At 73.5% G+C, this 18,732-nt stretch carries 17 protein-coding genes and 1 pseudogene; 7 read left to right on the forward strand and 11 right to left on the reverse strand.

Going from position 1 to position 18,732, the window contains the following annotated elements; translation table 11 throughout:
- Positions 1-35 precede the first annotated feature (35 nt).
- A complete protein-coding gene (locus AC2CHG_RS14195; RefSeq protein WP_355507371.1) occupies positions 36-1,715 on the forward strand; it encodes a glycosyltransferase family 39 protein in 1,680 nt (559 codons plus the stop codon).
- Here AC2CHG_RS14195 and AC2CHG_RS14200 read toward each other — a convergent pair.
- Both AC2CHG_RS14200 and AC2CHG_RS14205 read right to left on the reverse strand, forming a co-directional pair.
- Positions 1,712-2,914, reverse strand: coding sequence for a hypothetical protein (locus AC2CHG_RS14200; RefSeq protein ID WP_262014859.1), 1,203 nt, complete (start codon positions 2,912-2,914; stop codon positions 1,712-1,714). The genes AC2CHG_RS14195 and AC2CHG_RS14200 overlap by 4 nt on opposite strands.
- A gap of 265 nt (positions 2,915-3,179) precedes the next feature.
- Entirely contained in the window at positions 3,180-4,811 is a 1,632-nt protein-coding gene (locus AC2CHG_RS14205; protein WP_484524907.1) for a hypothetical protein, read from the reverse strand.
- A gap of 95 nt (positions 4,812-4,906) precedes the next feature.
- Between AC2CHG_RS14205 and AC2CHG_RS14210 the strand changes: the two genes are divergently transcribed.
- Genes AC2CHG_RS14210 through hutH form a run of 6 tightly spaced genes read left to right on the forward strand, consistent with a single transcriptional unit; the run spans position 4,907 to position 12,678 of the window.
- Positions 4,907-5,752, forward strand: a complete 846-nt coding sequence (locus AC2CHG_RS14210) for a MurR/RpiR family transcriptional regulator (RefSeq protein ID WP_262014860.1) — start codon at positions 4,907-4,909, stop codon at positions 5,750-5,752.
- A 12-nt stretch (positions 5,753-5,764) separates the two neighbouring features.
- Entirely contained in the window at positions 5,765-7,420 is a 1,656-nt protein-coding gene (hutU, locus tag AC2CHG_RS14215) for a urocanate hydratase (protein ID WP_484524908.1), read from the forward strand.
- Positions 7,417-8,616: an allantoate amidohydrolase gene (locus AC2CHG_RS14220; RefSeq protein WP_366621690.1), complete on the forward strand. Its 1,200-nt coding sequence runs from the start codon at positions 7,417-7,419 to the stop codon at positions 8,614-8,616. Before hutU ends, AC2CHG_RS14220 begins: the two co-directional genes overlap by 4 nt.
- Positions 8,613-9,977 carry a formimidoylglutamate deiminase gene (locus tag AC2CHG_RS14225; protein WP_366621808.1) on the forward strand — a complete coding sequence of 455 codons (1,365 nt, stop codon included), beginning with the start codon at positions 8,613-8,615 and terminating at the stop codon, positions 9,975-9,977. Before AC2CHG_RS14220 ends, AC2CHG_RS14225 begins: the two co-directional genes overlap by 4 nt.
- Entirely contained in the window at positions 9,977-11,143 is a 1,167-nt protein-coding gene (gene hutI / locus AC2CHG_RS14230; RefSeq protein ID WP_366621688.1) for an imidazolonepropionase, read from the forward strand. Before AC2CHG_RS14225 ends, hutI begins: the two co-directional genes overlap by 1 nt.
- Complete coding sequence (gene hutH, locus AC2CHG_RS14235) at positions 11,140-12,678, forward strand: histidine ammonia-lyase (RefSeq protein WP_402810016.1); 1,539 nt, start codon at positions 11,140-11,142, stop codon at positions 12,676-12,678. The genes hutI and hutH overlap by 4 nt, the downstream gene beginning before the upstream one ends.
- Positions 12,679-12,730: 52 nt before the next feature.
- On the opposite strand, the gene rdgB is transcribed toward hutH, so the two are convergent.
- The 9 genes and pseudogenes from rdgB to AC2CHG_RS14280 form a co-directional block, all read right to left on the reverse strand.
- Positions 12,731-13,348, reverse strand: coding sequence for an RdgB/HAM1 family non-canonical purine NTP pyrophosphatase (rdgB, locus tag AC2CHG_RS14240; protein WP_262014865.1), 618 nt, complete (start codon positions 13,346-13,348; stop codon positions 12,731-12,733).
- The gene (gene rph, locus AC2CHG_RS14245; RefSeq protein WP_210893717.1) at positions 13,345-14,073 is read right to left on the reverse strand and encodes a ribonuclease PH; all 729 of its coding nucleotides are present in this window, start codon (positions 14,071-14,073) and stop codon (positions 13,345-13,347) included. Before rph ends, rdgB begins: the two co-directional genes overlap by 4 nt.
- A 71-nt stretch (positions 14,074-14,144) precedes the next feature.
- Complete coding sequence (locus tag AC2CHG_RS14250) at positions 14,145-14,891, reverse strand: MBL fold metallo-hydrolase (protein ID WP_484524909.1); 747 nt, start codon at positions 14,889-14,891, stop codon at positions 14,145-14,147.
- 225 nt (positions 14,892-15,116) lie between these two features.
- Complete coding sequence (locus AC2CHG_RS14255) at positions 15,117-16,082, reverse strand: PLP-dependent cysteine synthase family protein (protein WP_135243562.1); 966 nt, start codon at positions 16,080-16,082, stop codon at positions 15,117-15,119.
- A gap of 11 nt (positions 16,083-16,093) precedes the next feature.
- Positions 16,094-16,432, reverse strand: a complete 339-nt coding sequence (locus tag AC2CHG_RS14260) for a MoaD family protein (RefSeq protein WP_047892373.1) — start codon at positions 16,430-16,432, stop codon at positions 16,094-16,096.
- Positions 16,433-16,499: 67 nt separating this feature from the next.
- Positions 16,500-16,988: a M67 family metallopeptidase gene (locus AC2CHG_RS14265; RefSeq protein ID WP_013284357.1), complete on the reverse strand. Its 489-nt coding sequence runs from the start codon at positions 16,986-16,988 to the stop codon at positions 16,500-16,502.
- A 55-nt stretch (positions 16,989-17,043) separates the two neighbouring features.
- Positions 17,044-17,547, reverse strand: coding sequence for a DUF2017 domain-containing protein (locus AC2CHG_RS14270; protein WP_484524910.1), 504 nt, complete (start codon positions 17,545-17,547; stop codon positions 17,044-17,046).
- Positions 17,544-17,834, reverse strand: a complete 291-nt coding sequence (clpS, locus tag AC2CHG_RS14275; RefSeq protein WP_018786685.1) for an ATP-dependent Clp protease adapter ClpS — start codon at positions 17,832-17,834, stop codon at positions 17,544-17,546. Before clpS ends, AC2CHG_RS14270 begins: the two co-directional genes overlap by 4 nt.
- A gap of 115 nt (positions 17,835-17,949) precedes the next feature.
- Positions 17,950-18,732, reverse strand: a pseudogene (locus AC2CHG_RS14280) (P-loop NTPase family protein); the annotation flags it as partial.

Here is an 18,732-nt window from a genome sequence, read left to right on the forward strand (position 1 = left end):
CGCTGACGTGAAAGACGTTTTGATACCGTCTCGCCGTGTCCGTGACACGCCCGGCCTTCTCCCCCTCGATGGCGCCCGCGACACCGGCGCCGTCGCGGCCGGGCACGCCGGTGGCGTATGTCGCCGTCGCGTGGGACCGGCTGAGCCGGTCCCCGTACTGGTCCGTCGCGGGCCTGCTGGTCGCGCTGGGCGCCGTGCTGCGGATCCGGCAGTGGGCGTACGCGCGCAGCTTCTGGAGCGACGAGCTGTACGTGGCGCACAACATCCGGGAGCGCGGCTACCTGGACCTGTTGCGGCCGCTGGCGTTCAGCCAGTCCGCGCCGCCCGGCTGGCTGTGGCTGGAACGGTTCGCGTACGAGCAGTTCGGCGACGGTGAGCGGGCACTGCGGCTGGTGCCGCTGCTGTTCGGGCTGGCGCTGCTGCCGCTCGTGGCCTGGCTCGGCCGGCGGCTCGTGCCACCACTCGCCGCGCTGGCGGCGCTGCTGCTGGTCGCCGTCGCGCCGTTCCTGATCGGCTACTCCAACGAGCTGAAGCAGTACAGCGCCGAGGCGTTCGGCGTCACGCTCGTGGTCGGGCTGGCGCTGCTGCTCGTCCGGGACGGCGTCACCTGGGCCGGGTCGGCGGTGTTCTGGTCGGCCGCGGCGGTCATGGCGTTCGTCAGCACGTTGTCCATTCCGGTCACCGGCGCGCTCGGCGTGCTGCTCGGCGGTTACGCGCTGTCCCGCCCCGATCGGCAGTGGGCGAGCAGGTGGCGGGAGGTGGGCCGGTTCCTCGCCCCGGCGCCGGCCTGGGCCGTGGTGGCGCTCGTGGTCTACGTGCTGTTCCTGGCGCCGGGGCTCGCCGATCCGCAGCTCGCCGCGTACTGGCGGGCGAAGTCGATCTACCCGGCGCACCCGCTCACCGACCTGGCCGCCACTGTGGAATGGCTCGCGGCGACGTACCGGAGTCTCGCCACGGTGCCGTTCGTGGCCTGGTCGGCGTGGGTAGTCGTACCGCTGCTGGTGCTGGGCACGGCCGCCGGGCTGCGCCGGCTCTCCACGGTGGCCGTGCTGGTCCTGCTCACGCCGCTGGCGGCCGGGCTGGCCGGCGCGGCCGTGTCGGTCTACCCGTTCAACGGCCGGCTGGCGCTCTACGCGGTGCCCGCCTGCCTGCTGCTCGCCGCGCTCGCCGTCGCGCCGCCGCCGACGCGGGCCGGCCTGCCCGCCCGGATCCGGTGGGTGGTCGGCGTGGTGCTGGTGCTCGCGCTCGCCGTTCCGCAACTGGCGACCGCCGTGGTGGCGACTGTCCATCCGGCGCGGGCCTTCGCCCAGGGCGGCGGCGCCAACGCTGTCGACTACCGGGGCGCGCTGGGCTACCTGGACGACAAACGCCGCCCGGGTGACCTCGTGCTGGCCACCACCGTGTCGTGGAACGCCCAGACCTGGTACGGCCCGGCGGCGGACGCCTACGTGGTGGCGGCCGGACCCGGCGGCTGCCCCGGGCGGACGGTGTCGACGCTGCTGCCCGGACGGGCCCGGGTCTGGCTGTTCCAGGCCACCGACTGGGCCGACGGGGCCAACCGGGACGTCATCGTCCGGCTCGGCGGCAGCGGCGTGGCGGTCACCGAGCGGCAGTTCAGCGGGGCACGCGTGGTCCGCTTCGACCTGGCCGCGGGCGTCACCAAGGGCAGCGACGTCTGCCTGGTGCCGCCGCCGAACGGCGCCCGCGTCCGTTAGCTGTGGCGCTGCCAGAGGTCGCGCAGCGCGTCCCAGTTGCCGCCGAGCCCGGCTCCGCAGGGCGTCTCCATGTAGATCGCGCTGGTGTTGTCGTCGCGGCCCCACCAGATGCCGCAGACCGGGCGGCCGTCCTGGCCGTTACCGGCGTACTCGACGTAGCTGCCCTGTGCGCCACTGACGCCGCCGGTGGCCGGACCGGCCTCCCGCATGCCCGGCGCGAGCGCCCGGCCGATGATGCCCATCTGCTGGCGGAAGGCGCGCGCCGCCTCCTTCTTCTCGGCCGACTCGTACTCGGCGAAGTGCAGCGACACACCCAGGTAGCGGCAGAAGACGTGCTGCTTCTCCCCAGCGGCGAGCCCGGGGCCGCTCTTCTCGGTGTTGATCGCGCAGCCGCCCACCCCGTCGAGCCACGGCTCGGCGATCGGCATGAGCGTGGCGTCGAACTTCGCCTTGTTCAGCGACTGCTGAGTGGCCTCGTACAGCGCCGGGGAGGCACTGGCAGTCGGAGTGGACGGTTCGCCGCCGTCGGCCAGCGACCGCCCGGCCAGCAGACCGGCGCCACCGGCGAGCACCGCCGCCATGACCACGCCACCGATCCACAGGCCGGTACGGCTCTTGGGCGGGCGGGCGACCGGGGCGATCCGGGGACCGCCGGTCGGCACGAGCGGATCCGCGGCGGTGGCCTGGGCCGGGATCGCCGGCACCGGCATGCCCGGCGACACCGGCATGCCGGGCGACACGGGCGCGCCGGACGAGACGGGCGCACCGGAGACCGGCTGCTGCGGCGTCATCGCCCACGGCTGCGGGCTCCACGGCAACTGCGGTGGCGACGAGACCTGCTGCGGCGGCGCGGACACCGGCGGGGGCGGCGGGAGCATCTCGCCGGTGGCGGTGCGCTGGTAGTCCATGCCCAGGCTGCGGAACAGCCGCTCGGCCGCACCGTCCTCGTCGGACGGGTACGCCACCCAGGGCTGACCGGCGGCGAAGTCGGAGTTCACGTACCGGTGGCCGCCGGGCGTCTGAGCCAGCACGTTCGCCGCGTTCGTGAACGCCTCGCGCCAGCGCTGGTCACCGGCAGCGGCGCCGTCCAGGACCGCCACGGTGAGCGCGCGGTCCTGCCCGTCGAGCGCGGCCCAGGCCCTGCCGACCTGGCACTCGCCCAGCACCTCGGTGAACCTGTACGGACCTTCCGGCTGCATGCCCCACTCCTCTGCTCACCCGCCGTGCGGGATCATACAGAGAGCACGCTCGCGAGCTTGCCGCCTGCGTTCGTCAGCGCCGACATCGGCTGTTCAACGTCGTACGTGCCTGAGAATTCCATCGCGGCGGTGACGAGATGGCCTGGGAGAAGTCTCATCTCTTGAGCCCGTCGATCTCCAAGGCCCGTGTATACTCGTCTCAGCATTGCAGGGGCCCCCGCCAATTGGCCGGGGCCCTCTTGCTTTGGTCAGTTTGATTCTCAGGTCACCGGCGGGGCTCAAGGAGATCGACCACGCTCAGACCGGTCTCGCCCCCTACCAACTTGAGACCTACCTCGGCCCGCGCGGCCAGGTCGAGCGGAGTTAGGCCTTCCGCAAGCGCTGCGTACGTGATCCGATCCAGCCCGGCGCCCACCAGCGGAGCAGCAATGCGCAGGGCGGCCTTCAACGCCACCCCCTGGGTGGAGCCACCATGCAGCACGATGTTGCGGGTCCGGTACAGACGACGTATGCCGATGCGGAAAATCGTTACTGCGGTTGCCAGTTCTCCCCTCGGGCTGGCGACAACCCGGCGCATCCGGTGCACCGCCGCGATGTCCGCATCGCGGCGGAACCGGTCGGCCAGGTGGAGTGACTTCCCGGCCGCCAGGGCTTCGGCCACGGCTGAGGCCCGATCGCGGTTGGTCGTGCAACCTGCCAACTTCTCGGTGAGCGCATCAGGGGTCGAGGGCTGGTGCCTGTGCGCGAGGGCGGTCAACTCGGCTCGGGGCCACGAGCAGGCGATGATGGCCGCCAGCCGATCCGCTGCGACCGCCTTGCCTGACCGCTGCTCTTCGGCCGGGTCATCCGGGTGCGACAGCAGTGATTCCACTGCTGCCCACGCTCCGGCCACAGCCGGCCCGAGCACACCGCGGTTGACAGGCGCCGCAAGCTCCAGGGCGTCGTCGATCAACGTTCGTTGCCCATCTACCTGGTAGAGATGCCCTTCGTTCACCAGGGACAGGACATCCGCACCTCGGGCCGGGGTGACGAAGGGGATCGGGTCCGGATGCTGGTCGACCCACATCTGCGCGGCCGGGCGGATACCACCTCGGTTGCCGCGCATGAACGACGACCGCGCCACCATCCGCTCGACGAATTCACGGGCCTGGCTCGCCGCACTGAACGGGTCCCGCGCGGTCATCCGGTAGAGGAATCCGCCGCCGGCCCGGACACCACTGGTCGGATGGCCACGTTGCTTCAGCCAATCCACGACCTCCCGGCCGGAGAGCCACATCTCGTGCTTTTGTGCCTGCTCGCGCTCGGGGGCACTTTCCAGAACCACGAGAACGGTGAATTCGTGCGGCGCGGCCCTGTCGAGAGCGACGGCACCCTGCAGGACTTCCTCTGCGCTCGCGCGCCGGTGCGCGAGTTGCCCGATCCAGGTGGCCAGGTAACTCGCGTCGTAGCCGAGGTCGAGCAGATGCGCCGCGATGACACGGGCGAGCCGTTCCGGCTGGGGCCGTCGCCCCTCGGGTAGTGCGGCTGCCGCAGCCCAGCGATCCAAGTAGCCACCCCGGGCATGTTCGACAACTTCCCGCAGTCGACGGTGAGCGGGGCTGGGATCTGGAAGCGGTTGCTTCAGCAGCGACGTCAACTGGACACGCAGTTCTCTGTCCCCGAGACCGACGTCCGGCCCGATGGCTTTCAGGAGTTCGTGACGCTGCCAGTCGACCGCGGCCGCGGACAGAACGCGGTGCCGTGCCCACGAGCTTGCTTCCAGCAACTCCTCCAGAGCGAGCAACGAGCCGACATCCCAGAGCCGACGCGGCCAGGGCAATCCCTCCAGGGTGAAGAAGTCGATGACTCGGGCACGGATATGGCTGTCGTACGCATCTGCCGGGGTCTCGGGTGTCACGGGTGGCACCGTAGGGGCGCTCACGCCTCCCGCGCAGCCCTGGAACGGCTGGTCGACGCTTGCGCTCTGAAAGTTTTCATGCATAGAGTCGCGGGGTGAATGAAAGCAGTGCGGCCGCCCCTGACCGCCTGCTCGACCTCTTCCACGGCGTACGGCTCACCCCGACCCAGCGCCGCATCGCCCACTGCCTGGTGCGGCACGCGGGCGCGGCGGCGTACCTGTCCGCCGCCGAGGTGGCCGAGCTGGCGGGCGTCAGCCAGCCGTCGGTGACCCGGTTCGCCATGGCGCTCGGGCACGACGGCTACCCCGCGCTGCGCCGCCGCCTGCGGGAACTGACTGTCACCGGGTCGGCCGAACCGGCCGCCGGCAACGCCCTGCAACGGGCGGTGCACGCCGAGCGGGACAATCTCGACCGGCTCGCCGCGCAGCTCGCCGACGCCGAGCGGGTCGCCGAGGTGGGGAAGCTGCTCGCGGCCAGCCGTCCGCTGCCGGTGCTCGGGCTGCGCGCCGCCGCGCCGCTCGCCGCGTACTTCGCGTACTTCGCCGCGAAGGTGCACCCCGACGTGCGGGTGTTCGACGACGGCGGCAGCATGCTCGTCGACCGCCTGGACCAGGCGGTCGCGGCCGGCGCGACGGCGCTGCTCGCGTTCGTGCTGCCCCGCTACCCCCGGGAGACCCTCGACGCACTGCGCGAGGCCCGGGACGCCGGGCTGACCGTCGTGGCGATCACCGACTCGCCGGTGAGCCCGGCCGCCGAGCACGCCGAGGTGGTCCTGCCCGCCGCCGTCGGCGCCGACCTGGTCTTCGACCTGCACACCGCCCCGATGACGCTGGCCATGGTGGTGCTCCAGGCGATCTGCGACGCCGCGCCGGCCGAGACCCAGAACCGGCTCGAGGCGTTCGAGTCGTCCGCCGCCCGCCGCCAGTTGTTCCTCGGCTGAGAGGAGTACGAGATGCACCAGCCCGTCCGCGCCGCCCGCGGCACCGCACGCACCGCGAAGGGGTGGCCGCAGGAGGCCGCTCTCCGGATGCTGATGAACAATCTCGACCCGGAGGTGGCCGAGCGCCCCGAGGACCTGGTGGTCTACGGGGGCACCGGCAAGGCGGCCCGGGACTGGCCGTCGTACCACGCGCTCGTGCGCACGCTCACCGAGCTGCGCGACGACGAGACGATGCTGGTGCAGTCCGGCCGGCCGGTCGGCGTGATGCGCACCCACGAGTGGGCGCCGCGTGTGCTGCTGGCCAACTCGAACCTGGTCGGCGACTGGGCCACCTGGCCGGAGTTCCGCCGCCTGGAGTCGCTGGGCCTGACCATGTACGGGCAGATGACCGCCGGTTCCTGGATCTACATCGGCACCCAGGGCATCCTCCAGGGCACGTACGAGACGTTCGCCGCTGTCGCCGCCAAGCGCTTCGAGGGCACGCTCGCCGGCACGCTGACGCTCACCGCCGGCTGCGGCGGCATGGGCGGCGCGCAGCCGCTGGCGGTCACCATGAACGGCGGTGTCTGCCTGATCGTGGACGTGGACCGGACCCGGCTGGAGCGGCGGGCGCACGACCGCTACCTCGACGAGATCGCCGACTCGCTCGACGACGCGGTCGAGCGGGTGCTCGCTGCGAAGCGGGACCGGCGGGCCCTGAGCGTCGGGGTGGTCGGCAACGCCGCCACGCTCTTCCCCGAGCTGCTGCGCCGCGGCGTGGCCATCGACATCGTGACCGACCAGACCAGCGCGCACGACCCGCTGTCGTACGTGCCGGAGGGCGTGGACCTCGGCGACGCGCGGGAATACGCGGCGGCGAAGCCGGCCGAGTTCACCGACCGGGCCCGGGCGTCGATGGCGAAGCACGTGGCGGCGATGGTCGGTTTCCTGGACGCGGGCGCCGAGGTCTTCGACTACGGCAACTCGATCCGGGGCGAGGCCAAGCTCGGCGGGTACGAGCGGGCGTTCGACTTCCCCGGGTTCGTGCCCGCGTACATCAGGCCGTTGTTCTGCGAGGGCAAGGGCCCGTTCCGCTGGGCCGCGCTCTCCGGCGACCCGAAGGACATCGCGGCCACCGACCGGGCCGTCCTCGACCTGTTCCCGGAGAACGAGTCCCTCGCCCGGTGGATCCGGATGGCCGGCGAGCGGGTCGCGTTCCAGGGCCTGCCGGCGCGGATCTGCTGGCTCGGCTACGGCGAGCGCGACCGGGCCGGGGTGCGGTTCAACGAGATGGTCGCCTCAGGCGAGCTGAGCGCCCCGGTGGTGATCGGCCGGGACCACCTGGACTGCGGCAGCGTGGCCAGCCCGTACCGGGAGACCGAGGCGATGGCCGACGGCTCCGACGCGATCGCCGACTGGCCGCTGCTGAACGCGCTCGTCAACACCGCCAGCGGCGCGTCCTGGGTGTCCATCCACCACGGCGGCGGCGTCGGCATCGGCCGGTCCATCCACGCCGGCCAGGTCTGCGTGGCCGACGGCAGCGCCCTCGCGGGGCAGAAGATCGAGCGGGTGCTGACGAACGACCCGGCGATGGGCGTGATCCGGCACGTCGACGCCGGCTACGACGACGCCCGCGCGGTCGCCGAGCACACCGGCGTGCGCGTTCCCATGACCGAGGGAGACCTGTGACCGACCTGGCGGACCGGTTCCGGGCGCTGTGGGACGAGATCGCCCCGGTCGGGCGGGACGCCGGCAGCGGCGGCTACCTGCGCTACGCGCTCACCGAACCGGAGCGCACGCTGCGCGCCTGGTTCCGGGAACAGGCCGACCGGCGGGGGATGCCGGTTCAGCAGGACGGCAACGGCAACCTGTTCGCCTGGTGGGGCGACCCGGCGGCCGGCGAGGCGGTGCTGACCGGCAGCCACTTCGACTCGGTGCCGCACGGCGGCGCGTACGACGGTCCGCTCGGCATCGTCAGCGCGTTCCTCGCCGTGGACGAGCTGCGGGCCGCGGGCGTCACCCCGGATCGGCCGGTGGTGGTGGCCGCGTTCGTGGAGGAGGAGGGCGCGCGGTTCGGCGTACCCTGCCTGGGGTCGCGGCTGCTCACCGGCGAGATCGACGTCGACCGCGCGGCCGGGCTGCGCGACCAGGCCGGGACGACCTTCGCCGAGGCGCTCGGCGAGCGGCCGGCGGGCGCCGACCCGGCGCTGCTCGGCCGCTTCGCGGCCTTCGTGGAGCTGCACGTCGAGCAGGGCCGCGCGCTGGTCGACCTGGACGCGCCGGTCGCGGTGGCCTCCGCGATCTGGCCGCACGGCCGGTGGCGGTTCGACTTCACCGGCGAGGGCAACCACGCGGGTACGACTCGGATGGCCGACCGCCGCGACCCGATGCTCACCTACGCGTTCACAGTGCTGGCGGCGAACAAGGAGGCCCGGCTGCGCGACGCGCACGCCACGGTGGGCCGGGTGTCGGTCGAGCCGAACGCCACGAACGCGATCCCGTCCCGGGTCACCGGCTGGCTCGACGCGCGGGCGGCCGAGGCGGAGACGCTGTACGGTCTGGTCGAGGCGGTACGCACCAAGGCCGCCGACCGGGCCGGCCGCGACGGCACCGCGCTGACCTGCACGCAGGAGTCGGCGACCCCGCTCGTCGCGTTCGACCGCGGGCTGGCCGACCGGCTGGCCGCGCTGCTCGGCGCGCCGGTGCTGCCCACCGGCGCCGGGCACGACGCGGGCGTGCTGGCGGCGCACCTGCCCACCGCGATGCTGTTCGTGCGCAACCCGACCGGGGTGTCGCACTCCCCCGCCGAGGCGGCCACCGACGCCGACTGCGCCGCCGGGGTGGCCGCCCTGGCCCGGGTGCTGGAGGAGCTGGCATGCCGCTGACCCGCTGGCTGGCCGAGTACGCCTGGCTGCCCGACCGCGCCGAGCCCACCCGGGACGTGCTGATCGAGGCGACCGACGGGCGGATCACCGCTGTCACCCCGCTGACCGTGGACAGTCCGCCGGCCGCCGGGGTGGAGGTACTCGGCGACGCGGTCCGGCTGCCCGGCCTGACGGTGCCCGGCCTGGCAAACGCCCACTCGCACGCGTTCCACCGGGCGCTGCGCGGGCGCACCCACGACGGGCGCGGCGACTTCTGGTCCTGGCGCAGCCTGATGTACGCCGTCGCGATCCGGCTCGACCCGGACTCCTACCTGGCGCTGGCCCGCGCCGTGTACGCGGAGATGGCGCTGTCCGGGATCACCTGCGTGGGCGAGTTCCACTACCTGCACCACGGTCCCGGCGGCACCCCGTACGACGACCCGAACGCCATGTCCGCCGCGCTCGTGGAGGCCGCCGCGCACGCCGGGATCCGGCTCACGCTGCTGGACACCGCGTACCTGGCCGGGGGCGTGGACGGCACGCCGCTGGCCGGGCCGCAGCGCCGCTTCGGTGACGGCGACGCGCTGCGCTGGGCGGCGCGGGTGGACGCGTTCCGCCCGGCCGACGACCACGTCCGGCTCGGCGCGGCCATCCACTCGGTGCGCGCGGTCCCGGCCGATCAGCTCGCCACCGTGGCCGGCTGGGCCGACCGCAACGGGCTGCCGCTGCACGTGCACCTGTCCGAACAGCCGGCCGAGAACGACGCCTGCCGGGCCGTGCACGGGTGCACGCCGACACGGCTGCTGGCCGACCACGGCGTGCTCGGCCCGCACACCACAGCCGTGCACGCCACCCACCCGACCGCCGCCGACGTGGCGCTGCTCGGCGACAGCCGTACCCGGGTCTGCGTCTGCCCCACCACCGAACGCGACCTGGCCGACGGGGTCGGCCCGGTGCGGCGGATGGCCGACGCGGGCAGCCCGCTGAGCCTGGGCAGCGACAGCCACGCCGTGGTGGACCTGTTCGAGGAGGCCCGCGCGCTGGAGATGGACGAGCGGCTGCGTACCCGGCGGCGGGGGCACTTCACGCCGGCCGAGCTGGTCGGCGCCGCCACCGTCGGCGGGCACGCCGCGCTGGGCTGGGGCGACGCCGGCCGGCTCGCCGTCGGGCAGCGGGCGGACCTGGTCACGGTACGGCTGGACAGCGCCCGCACCGCCGGTGTGCCGCCGGTCGGCGCGTTCTTCGCCGCCACCGCCGCTGACGTGACGAGCGTCGTGGTCGACGGCCGGCCCGTGGTGGACGGCGGCCGGCACCTGACCGTGGACGTGCCCACCGAGCTGCGGGACGCGATCGCGTCGGTGACCGCGCAGGACGACTCGTGATGCGCGGCAGCCTGCTCGTCGACCACATCGGCGAGCTGGTCACGAACGACGGCCGCGACGGCGACCCGCTGGGCATCCGGCGCGACGCCGCCCTGCTGGTCGAGGACGGGCAGGTGGCCTGGATCGGGCCGGCCCGCGACGCGCCGGCCGCCGACCGGCGGATCGACGCCGGTGGCGCGGCGGTGCTGCCCGGCTTCGTGGACAGCCACGCCCACCTGGTCTTCGCCGGGGACCGGGCCGCCGAGTTCGCCGCCCGGATGGCCGGCGAGCCCTACACCGGCGGCGGCATCCGGACCACAGTCGGCGCCACCCGCGCCGCCTCCGACGACGACCTGCGCGCCACAGTGCGCCGGCTGCGCGCCGAGATGCTGCGGCAGGGCACCACCACCGTCGAGATCAAGAGCGGGTACGGCCTGAACGTCGCCGACGAGGCCCGCTCGCTGCGGATCGCCGCCGAGTTCACAGGCGACACCACGTTCCTCGGCGCGCACGTCGTCCCCGCCGAGTACGCCGACCGCCCCGACGACTACGTGGGTCTGGTGTGCGGGCCGATGCTGGCCGCCGCCGCGCCGTACGCCCGCTGGATCGACGTGTTCTGCGAGCGGGGCGCGTTCGACGCCGACCACGCCCGCGCGATCCTCGCCTGCGGGCAGGCCGCCGGTCTGGGCGTCCGGCTGCACGCCAACCAGCTCGGCCCCGGGCCGGGGGTCCAGCTCGGCGTGGAGCTGGGCGCGGCCAGCGTCGACCACTGCACCCACCTGACCGACGCCGACATCGACGCACTGGCCGGCTCGGATACGGTCGCCACGCTGCTGCCGGGCGCCGAGTTCTCCACCCGGTCGCCCTACCCGGACGCCCGGCGGCTGCTCGACGCGGGCGTGACGGTGGCGCTGGCGACCGACTGCAACCCCGGCTCGTCGTACACCTCGTCGATGCCGTTCTGCGTCGCGCTCGCCGTACGCGAGATGCGGATGACCCCGGCGGAGGCGGTGTGGGCCGCGACCGCCGGCGGGGCGGCGGCGCTGCGCCGCACCGACGTGGGGCGGCTGACGCCCGGGGCGCGGGCCGACCTGATCGTCCTCGACGCCCCGTCCCACCTGCACCTGGCCTACCGGCCGGGGGTGCCACTGATCCGCCAGGTTCTGCACAACGGAGTGCCGCGATGACCACAGTGACCATCCTGTCCACCGGGGTCACCCCCGCCGACGTGCTCGCGGTGGCCCGCGGCACCGCCAAGGTCGTGCTCGACCCGGCCGCCACCGAGGCGATGGCGACCAGCCGCTCCATCGTGGACGGCATCGAGGCGGCCGGCCGGCCGGTGTACGGCGTCTCCACCGGCTTCGGCGCCCTCGCCAACACGTTCATCGCCCCGGAGCGGCGGGCCGAGCTTCAGCACGCGCTGATCCGCTCGCACGCCGCCGGGGTGGGCGCGCCGATGCCGCGCGAGGTGGTACGCGCCATGATGCTGCTGCGGGTCCGCTCGCTGGCGCTCGGCCGCTCCGGGGTCCGCCCGCTGGTCGCCGAGGCGCTCGTGGACCTGCTCAACCACGAGGTCACCCCGTGGGTGCCGGAGCACGGTTCGCTCGGCGCGTCAGGGGACCTGGCGCCGCTGGCGCACTGCGCGCTGGTGCTGCTCGGTGAGGGCTGGGTGCTCGGCCCGGCCGGTGACCGCATCCCGGCCGCGGACGCGCTGCGCCGGGTCGGGCTGAAGCCGCTGTCGCTGGCAGCCAAGGAGGGGCTGGCGCTGATCAACGGCACCGACGGCATGCTCGGCATGCTGCTGCTCGCCGTCTCCGACGCCCGGCACCTGTTCGCCATGGCGGACGTGACAGCGGCGCTCGCCATCGAGGCGATGCTCGGCTCGGAGCGGCCGTTCCTGCCCGAGCTGCACGCGATCCGCCCGCATCCCGGCCAGGCCGCGTCGGCGGCGAACATCCACCGGCTGTTGCAGGGCTCGGCGGTGATGGACTCGCACCGCGACGACCTGGCGCACGCGGTGCAGGACGCGTACTCGATGCGCTGCGCCCCGCAGGTCGCCGGCGCGGCCCGGGACACGCTCGACTTCGTCGAGGTGGTCGCGGGCCGGGAACTGCTGTCGGTGGTGGACAACCCGGTGGTGCTGCCGGACGGGCGGGTCGAGTCGACAGGGAACTTCCACGGCGCGCCGCTCGGTTTCGCCGCCGACTACCTGGCCATCGCCGCCGCCGAGGTGGGCGCGATCGCCGAGCGCCGGGTGGACCGGCTGCTGGACGTCACCCGTTCCCGGGAGCTGCCCGCGTTCCTGTCCCCCGACGCCGGGGTGAACTCCGGGCTGATGATCGCCCAGTACACCGCCGCCGGGATCGTGGCGGAGAACCGCCGGCTGGCCGCGCCCGCCTCGATCGACTCGCTGCCCACCAGCGGCATGCAGGAGGACCACGTCTCGATGGGCTGGGCCGCCACCAAGAAGCTGCGCACGGTGCTGGACAACCTGACCAGCCTGCTCGCGGTGGAGCTGCTGGCGGCCGTACGCGGGCTCCAGCTCCGCGCGCCGCTGACCCCGTCACCGGCCGGGCGGGCGGCGCTCGACGTGCTCGGCCGCACCATCGGCGAGCCGGGACCGGACGTGTTCCTCGCGCCGCTCATGGAGGCCGCGCGGGACGTGGTACGCGGCCCGGAGCTGCGCGCGGCGATCGAACGGGAGATCGGCCCGCTCGGCTGAGCGGGCCGGTCCGGCGCTTGCGGCCGGGCGCCCGGAAGCGTCCGGGCGCGGCTCAGGCAGCCGGCGGGAGCACCTTCGCGACCAGCTTGGCCAGCTCCCGCAGCGCCTTGCCGCGGTGGCTGACCGCGTCCTTCTCCTCGGGCGTCAGCTCCGCGTTGGTCCGCTCCTGCCCGTCGCCCAGGAAGATCGGGTCGTAGCCGAAGCCGCCGTCGCCGCGCGGCGCGCGCAGCAGCCGGCCGGACTGACGGCCGTCGACCAGGTGCTCCTTGCCGCCGGGCAGCACCAGCGCGACGGTGCAGACGAAGGCGGCGCCCCGGTGCTCGTCCGGCACGTCGCCGACCTGGTCCAGCACGAGCTGGAGGTTGGCGTGGTCGTCGCCGTGCCGGCCGGACCAGCGGGCGCTGAACACACCCGGCATGCCGTTGAGCGCGTCCACCGCCAGACCGGAGTCGTCGGCGATGGTCGGCAGGCCGGTACGCCGGCAGCCCTCCCGCGCCTTGATCAGCGCGTTCTCACCGAACGTGAGGCCGGTCTCCGGCAGCTCCGGGTACTCCTCGACGTCGTCGAGCCCGAGCAGGGCGATCCGGTGCGCGCCGAGCGCGCCGTCCAGGATCCGCTGGAGTTCGACCAGCTTCTTCCGGTTCCGGGTGGCGAGCAGGACCTTGTTCATGACGAGAGCGCCTTCCGCTGCGCGTCGGCCAGTTCCAGGCAGCCCGCCACGCCCAGGTCGAGCAGCGCGTCGAGCTGGTCGCGGGCGAAGACGCCCGCCTCACCGGTGCCCTGCACCTCGACGAAGTCGCCGGTGCCGGTGCAGACCACGTTCATGTCGACCTCGGCGGTGACGTCCTCGGCGTAGCAGAGGTCGAGCATCGGCTCACCGCCGATCACGCCGACGCTCACCGCGGCCACCGAGCGGTGCATCACCTTCTCCACCTTGCCGGCCAGCGCCTTGCGCTCGGCCAGCCAGGTCACCGCGTCGTGCAGCGCGACGTACGCGCCGGTGATCGCGGCGGTACGGGTGCCGCCGTCGGCCTGGAGCACGTCGCAGTCCAGCACGATCGAGTTCTCGCCGAGCGCCTTCAGGTCGACGCAGGCGCGCAGGCTGCGGCCGATCAGCCGGGAGATCTCGTGGGTACGCCCGCCGACCTTGCCGCGGACGCTCTCCCGGTCCGAGCGGGTGTTCGTGGCCCGGGGCAGCATCGCGTACTCGGCGGTCACCCAGCCCAGCCCGGAGCCCTTGCGCCAGCGGGGCACGCCCTCGGTGACGCTCGCCGTGCAGAGGACCCGGGTCGCGCCGAACTCGACGAGCACCGAGCCCTCCGGGTGGGTGCTCCAGCCCCGGGTCAGGGTCACCGGTCGGAGTTGGTCGGGCCGCCGCCCGTCAGGTCGCGCCATGCCTGCACCCTATGCGGTGCGGTGATCGCACCGCCCGCGGGTGCCCGCCGACGACAGGGCCGCCGCCGGGCTCAGACCTCGTAGCAGGCGCCGGGCCGGACCACGTCCAGCGGCCCGGCGTACGCCCCGGCCGCCGCCTCCACGGTCTGCGACTCGCTGCCCCAGGCGGGTACGAGATGGGTGAGCAGGAGCCGCCCCACGCCCGCCTTGGTGGCCGCCTCGCCGGCCTCCCGGCCGGTCAGGTGCAGGTCCGGCGGGTTCTCCACGCCGTCCATGTAGCTCGCCTCGCAGAGGAACACGTCGGCGTCCTGGGCCAGGCGCAGCAGCGCCTCGCAGGGCGCGGTGTCGGCGGAGTAGCAGAACACCCGGCCGCCGTGCTCCAGCCGCACCCCGTACGTCTCGACCGGGTGGTTCATCCGGTCGACGGTGACGGTGAACGGGCCGATCGGGAACGTGCCCGGCTGGAGGCCGTAGAACTGGTAGACGTCCTCCACCGAGCCCTCCTCCTGCCCGTACGCGGCGGCCAGCCGGTCGGGCGCGCCGGAGGGGGCGTACATCGGCAGGGGCGGGTACGGGCCGTCCGGCGCGTACCGGCGTACCACCACGTAGGACACGGCGTCGAACATGTGGTCGCAGTGCAGGTGGGTGAGGAGGACGGCGTCGGGGGCGTGCAGCCCGACGTAGCGCTGGAGCGTGGACAGCGAGCCCACGCCGAAGTCGATCAGAAGCCGGAAGCCGTCGGCTTCCATGAGATAGGCCGAACAGGGGGATTCGGGGCCCGGGAAGCTGCCCGCGCAGCCGAGGACGGTCAGTCTCATCCGGTGGCCTCGATCTCACCATGAGTAGTCGATGCGCCGGCGGCGACACCGCCGATGATCTCTACCGACGCGCTCGCCACGCTGCGCAGCCTACGCGTCGCCCCGGTCGGGCAAGAATCATCTGCCGGAAGTTGTCATCAACGTGACACCCATACACGTCCGCTCCGGACGAGACCGGCGGCCCGGCCGGCGGGCACGCCACCGACCGGACCGGCCATCGGTCCGTCAGGCCCAGAGCTGACCCTCCAGGGCCTCCTCCGCGTCGGCGAGGGTGCCGCCGTACGCGCCGGTCGACAGGTATTTCCAGCCGCCGTCGCAGACCACGAACGCCACGTCCGCGCCGCGGCCGTCGCGGACCGCCTCGTGCGCCACCGCGAGCGCGGCGTGCAGGATGGCGCCGGTGGAGAACCCGGCGAAGATGCCCTCCACCTCGACGAGCTGCCGGGTACGCAGCACCGCGTCCCGGGTGCCCACGGAGAAGCGGCGGGACAGCACCCCGGCGTCGTACAGCTCGGGCACGTAGCCCTCGTCGATGTTGCGCAGACCGTAGACCAGCTCGCCGTAGCGCGGCTCGGCCGCCACGATCTGGATGCCCTCGACCTTCTCCCGCAGGTAGCGCCCGGTGCCCATGAGCGTGCCGGTGGTGCCCAGACCGGCCACGAAGTGGGTGATGCCCGGCAGGTCCTGGAGCAGCTCCGGCCCGGTCGTCTCGTAGTGCGCCCGGGCGTTCGCCTCGTTGCCGTACTGGTAGAGCATCACCCAGTCCGGGTGCTCGGCGGAGATCTGCTTCGCGGTCGCGACCGCCTGGTTCGAGCCGCCCGCGGCAGGCGAGAAGATGATCTCCGCGCCGTACATGCGGAGCAGTTGCACCCGCTCGGTGGAGACGTTCTCCGGCATCACGCAGACCAGCCGGTAGCCGCGCAGCTTCGCCACCATCGCCAGCGAGATGCCGGTGTTGCCGCTCGTCGGCTCCAGGATCGTGTCACCCGGACGCAGCCGGCCGGACTCCTCGGCCGCGCGCACCATGAACAGGGCCGCGCGGTCCTTGATGCTGCCGGTCGGGTTCCGGTCCTCCAGCTTGGCCCAGAGCCGCACCGGTGGTGCCCCGGCAGGGACCGTCGGGGAGAGCCGGGGCAACCCGACCAGCGGCGTGCCGCCGCAGGCGTCGAGGAGGCTGTCGTACCGCGCCATCGCGGGCCCCCTCAGCGGGCGGCGCGCGTGGAGACCGCGTGCGAGGCGATCGCCGCGGCGGCCGCGAAGCCGAACGCGCCACCGGCCACGGCCGGCAGGATGGTCACGCTGTCGCCGTCGTTGAGCTTGGCGTCGAGCGCGCCGAGGAAGCGGACGTCCTCGTCGTTGACGTAGACGTTGACGAACCGGTGCAGCGCGCCCGCGTCGGTGACCAGGCGGGCCTTCAGGCCGCCGTGCCGGGAGTCCAGGTCGGCGATCAGGTCGGCGAGCGTGTCGCCGCTGCCCTCGACGACCTTCGCGCCGCCGGTGTAGCTGCGCAGGATGGTGGGGATGCGAACCTCGATGGCCATGGTGTCTCGTGCTCCTCGTTCGGGATCGTGCCAGGTGACGGGAAAAGGAAGGTGCCGGCGCTGAAGGTCAGCGGTCGGAACACTCGTAGTCGACCGTCGCCGGGCTCTGCCCGAACATGTAGGACTGGACGGCGTTCGGGTCCACGGCGGCGTCCACGATCTCCACCGGTTCCTCGGTGACCACGCCGTCGACGATCCGGAAGGAGCGGATCTCCTCGGTGTCGGGCTCGCGGGTCGAGACGAGCAGGTAGTGCGCGCCCGGCTCGCCGGCGAAGGAGACGTCCGTACGTGACGGGTAGGCCTCCGTCGCGGTGTGCGAGTGGTAGATGACGACCGGTTCCTCGTCGCGGTCGTCCATCTCGCGCCACACCCGCAGCTGCTCCATCGAGTCGAACTCGTAGAACGTCATGGAGCGGGCGGCGTTGTCCATCGGGATGTGCCGGGTCGGGGTGTCGCTGCCGACGGGGCCGGCGACCACGCCGCACGCCTCGTCCGGGTGGTCCCGACGCGCGTGGGCGACGATCGCGTCGATGATCGACCGGTCGATGCTCAGCACGCCGCCAAGCCTAGCCCCTGGCCCGGCCGGACGGCGAGGTGGCGACCGTCACCACTCAGTCGATGAGCGCGTTGAGCAGGGATTCCTGGAGATATCCGAGATAGGCGTAGACCGACAGTTGGAACACCCGGGACGAGCCCGGGTCCGCGGCGACCGCGTCGTCGAGCTCCTCACCCAGGTCGGTGCCGTCCTTGATCTCCAGGCGTACGCCCATCGCCAGCCGGGCGTCGTTCAGCGCCCGCAGCCACGCCTCGGCCGCCTCCGCGTCCAGCCGCACCTCGCCGCCGGCGTCCCCGTCGGGCAGCGCGGCGAGCACGGCGCCCGCCTGGTCGATCTTGCCGGTCTTCAGGTCGCCCTCGGTGTAGCGGCGGAACTCGGCGGTGCTGGCGTCGTCGTCCGGGTAGACGTCGGGGAACAGCCGCCCGACCACCGGGTCGCCGTGGTCGAAGCCGTCGGTCAGCAGGCCGACCACCTCGCCTGCGACCTTGCGCAGCACCCGGACCTCGTCGACCGCGAACGTGGCCACGTAGTGGTCGCCCCGGCGGCGGAACATGCTCATGACCGATCCACCGTCGCCCAGAGGCCGTACGCGTGCAGCTGCGCCGCGTCGTGCTCCATCCGCTCCCGGGCGCCGCTGGAGACCACGGCCTTGCCCTTGTGGTGCACGTCCAGCATGAGCCGCTCCGCCTTCTCCCGGCTGTACCCGAAGAGCTTCTGGAACACCCAGGTCACGTACGTCATCAGGTTGACCGGATCGTCCCAGACGATGGTCACCCATGGCCGGTCGGAGACCGGCACCTCTTCGGTGTCCGGCGTCTCGACCGGCGCAACCTGTGGAGCCGCCATGCCCCCCATCGTGCCACCGGATCCGGGGAACCGATGAACCGGAACGGCGCGGCGGTCGTCGTCACCCGCCCGGGCCGCGTACGCGAGCCCGGGTCGCGGTGTGCCCGCGCCGTGGTCAGGCAAGCAGGATGCCGTGGTCGACCGCATCGGCGAGCACCCCGCCGAGCGAGAGACGGATCACCTCGAAGCGGCGGGACACCTCGCGGGACAGTTCGAGCTCGACCTCGCGCAGCGCGCGCTGGGCCCAGGAACGGGCGGCGTTCGGGTCGTCGTTGCCCGGTGCCCGCCAGTGCTGCCAGCAGCCGCCGTTGAGGGCGACGCCGACCGGCGGGAGCACCTCGTCGCGCTGCGCGCCGGGCAGCCCGGCCAGCGCGTCCAGGGCACCCGCGCCGGTCAGCCCGGCGACCCCGGCCGTGCTCGTGACCAGGAGCACCCGGTCGAGCTCGGGGGCGTCCGGGTGGTCGGCCAGGCCCCAGCGCACCGCGTGGATGATCCGCCGGCGTACGCCCTCGGCCAGCGGCGCGCCGAAGACCCGGGCGGCGGCCTCGTCGACCAGGCCCCGCACGGCCTCGTCGCACTGCGCGGTGGCGAGCAGCGACAGCGCCTCCAGCTCCCGGTCGAGCATCTGCGGCAGGCCGGCGCAGCCGACCCCGAAGACGATCTCCTGCACCACTCGCAGGTGGATGTTCGCCAGCTCCAGGGCGAGGTGCTGGCGGATCCGGCGGGCGCAGGCGCGGACCTGGCGGTCGATCCCGTCGGCCAGCTCACCCGGCTCGACACCGGCGAGCACCGCCACCCGGCCGTGCCCGCCGACCGGCACCGGCGGGTGGGCACTGCCGCGCCGCAGCACCTCGCCGGCGGCCCAGTTCACCAGCGCGCGGCGCAGGTGCGGCAGCTC

It is taken from the genome of Micromonospora sp. ATLC20 (genome assembly GCF_057196585.1).

Bases quoted from the DNA above. Each gene is read 5' to 3' on its own strand.
- AC2CHG_RS14200 (WP_262014859.1), bottom strand. From the start codon at position 2,914: ATGCAGCCGGAAGGTCCGTACAGGTTCACCGAGGTGCTGGGCGAGTGC.
- hutU (WP_484524908.1), top strand. From the start codon at position 5,765: ATGCACCAGCCCGTCCGCGCCGCCCGCGGCACCGCACGCACCGCGAAG.
- hutI (WP_366621688.1), top strand. From the start codon at position 9,977: ATGCGCGGCAGCCTGCTCGTCGACCACATCGGCGAGCTGGTCACGAAC.
- hutH (WP_402810016.1), top strand. From the start codon at position 11,140: ATGACCACAGTGACCATCCTGTCCACCGGGGTCACCCCCGCCGACGTG.
- rdgB (WP_262014865.1), bottom strand. From the start codon at position 13,348: ATGAACAAGGTCCTGCTCGCCACCCGGAACCGGAAGAAGCTGGTCGAA.
- rph (WP_210893717.1), bottom strand. From the start codon at position 14,073: ATGGCGCGACCTGACGGGCGGCGGCCCGACCAACTCCGACCGGTGACC.
- AC2CHG_RS14250 (WP_484524909.1), bottom strand. From the start codon at position 14,891: ATGAGACTGACCGTCCTCGGCTGCGCGGGCAGCTTCCCGGGCCCCGAA.
- AC2CHG_RS14255 (WP_135243562.1), bottom strand. From the start codon at position 16,082: ATGGCGCGGTACGACAGCCTCCTCGACGCCTGCGGCGGCACGCCGCTG.
- AC2CHG_RS14260 (WP_047892373.1), bottom strand. From the start codon at position 16,432: ATGGCCATCGAGGTTCGCATCCCCACCATCCTGCGCAGCTACACCGGC.
- AC2CHG_RS14270 (WP_484524910.1), bottom strand. From the start codon at position 17,547: ATGAGCATGTTCCGCCGCCGGGGCGACCACTACGTGGCCACGTTCGCG.
- clpS (WP_018786685.1), bottom strand. From the start codon at position 17,834: ATGGCGGCTCCACAGGTTGCGCCGGTCGAGACGCCGGACACCGAAGAG.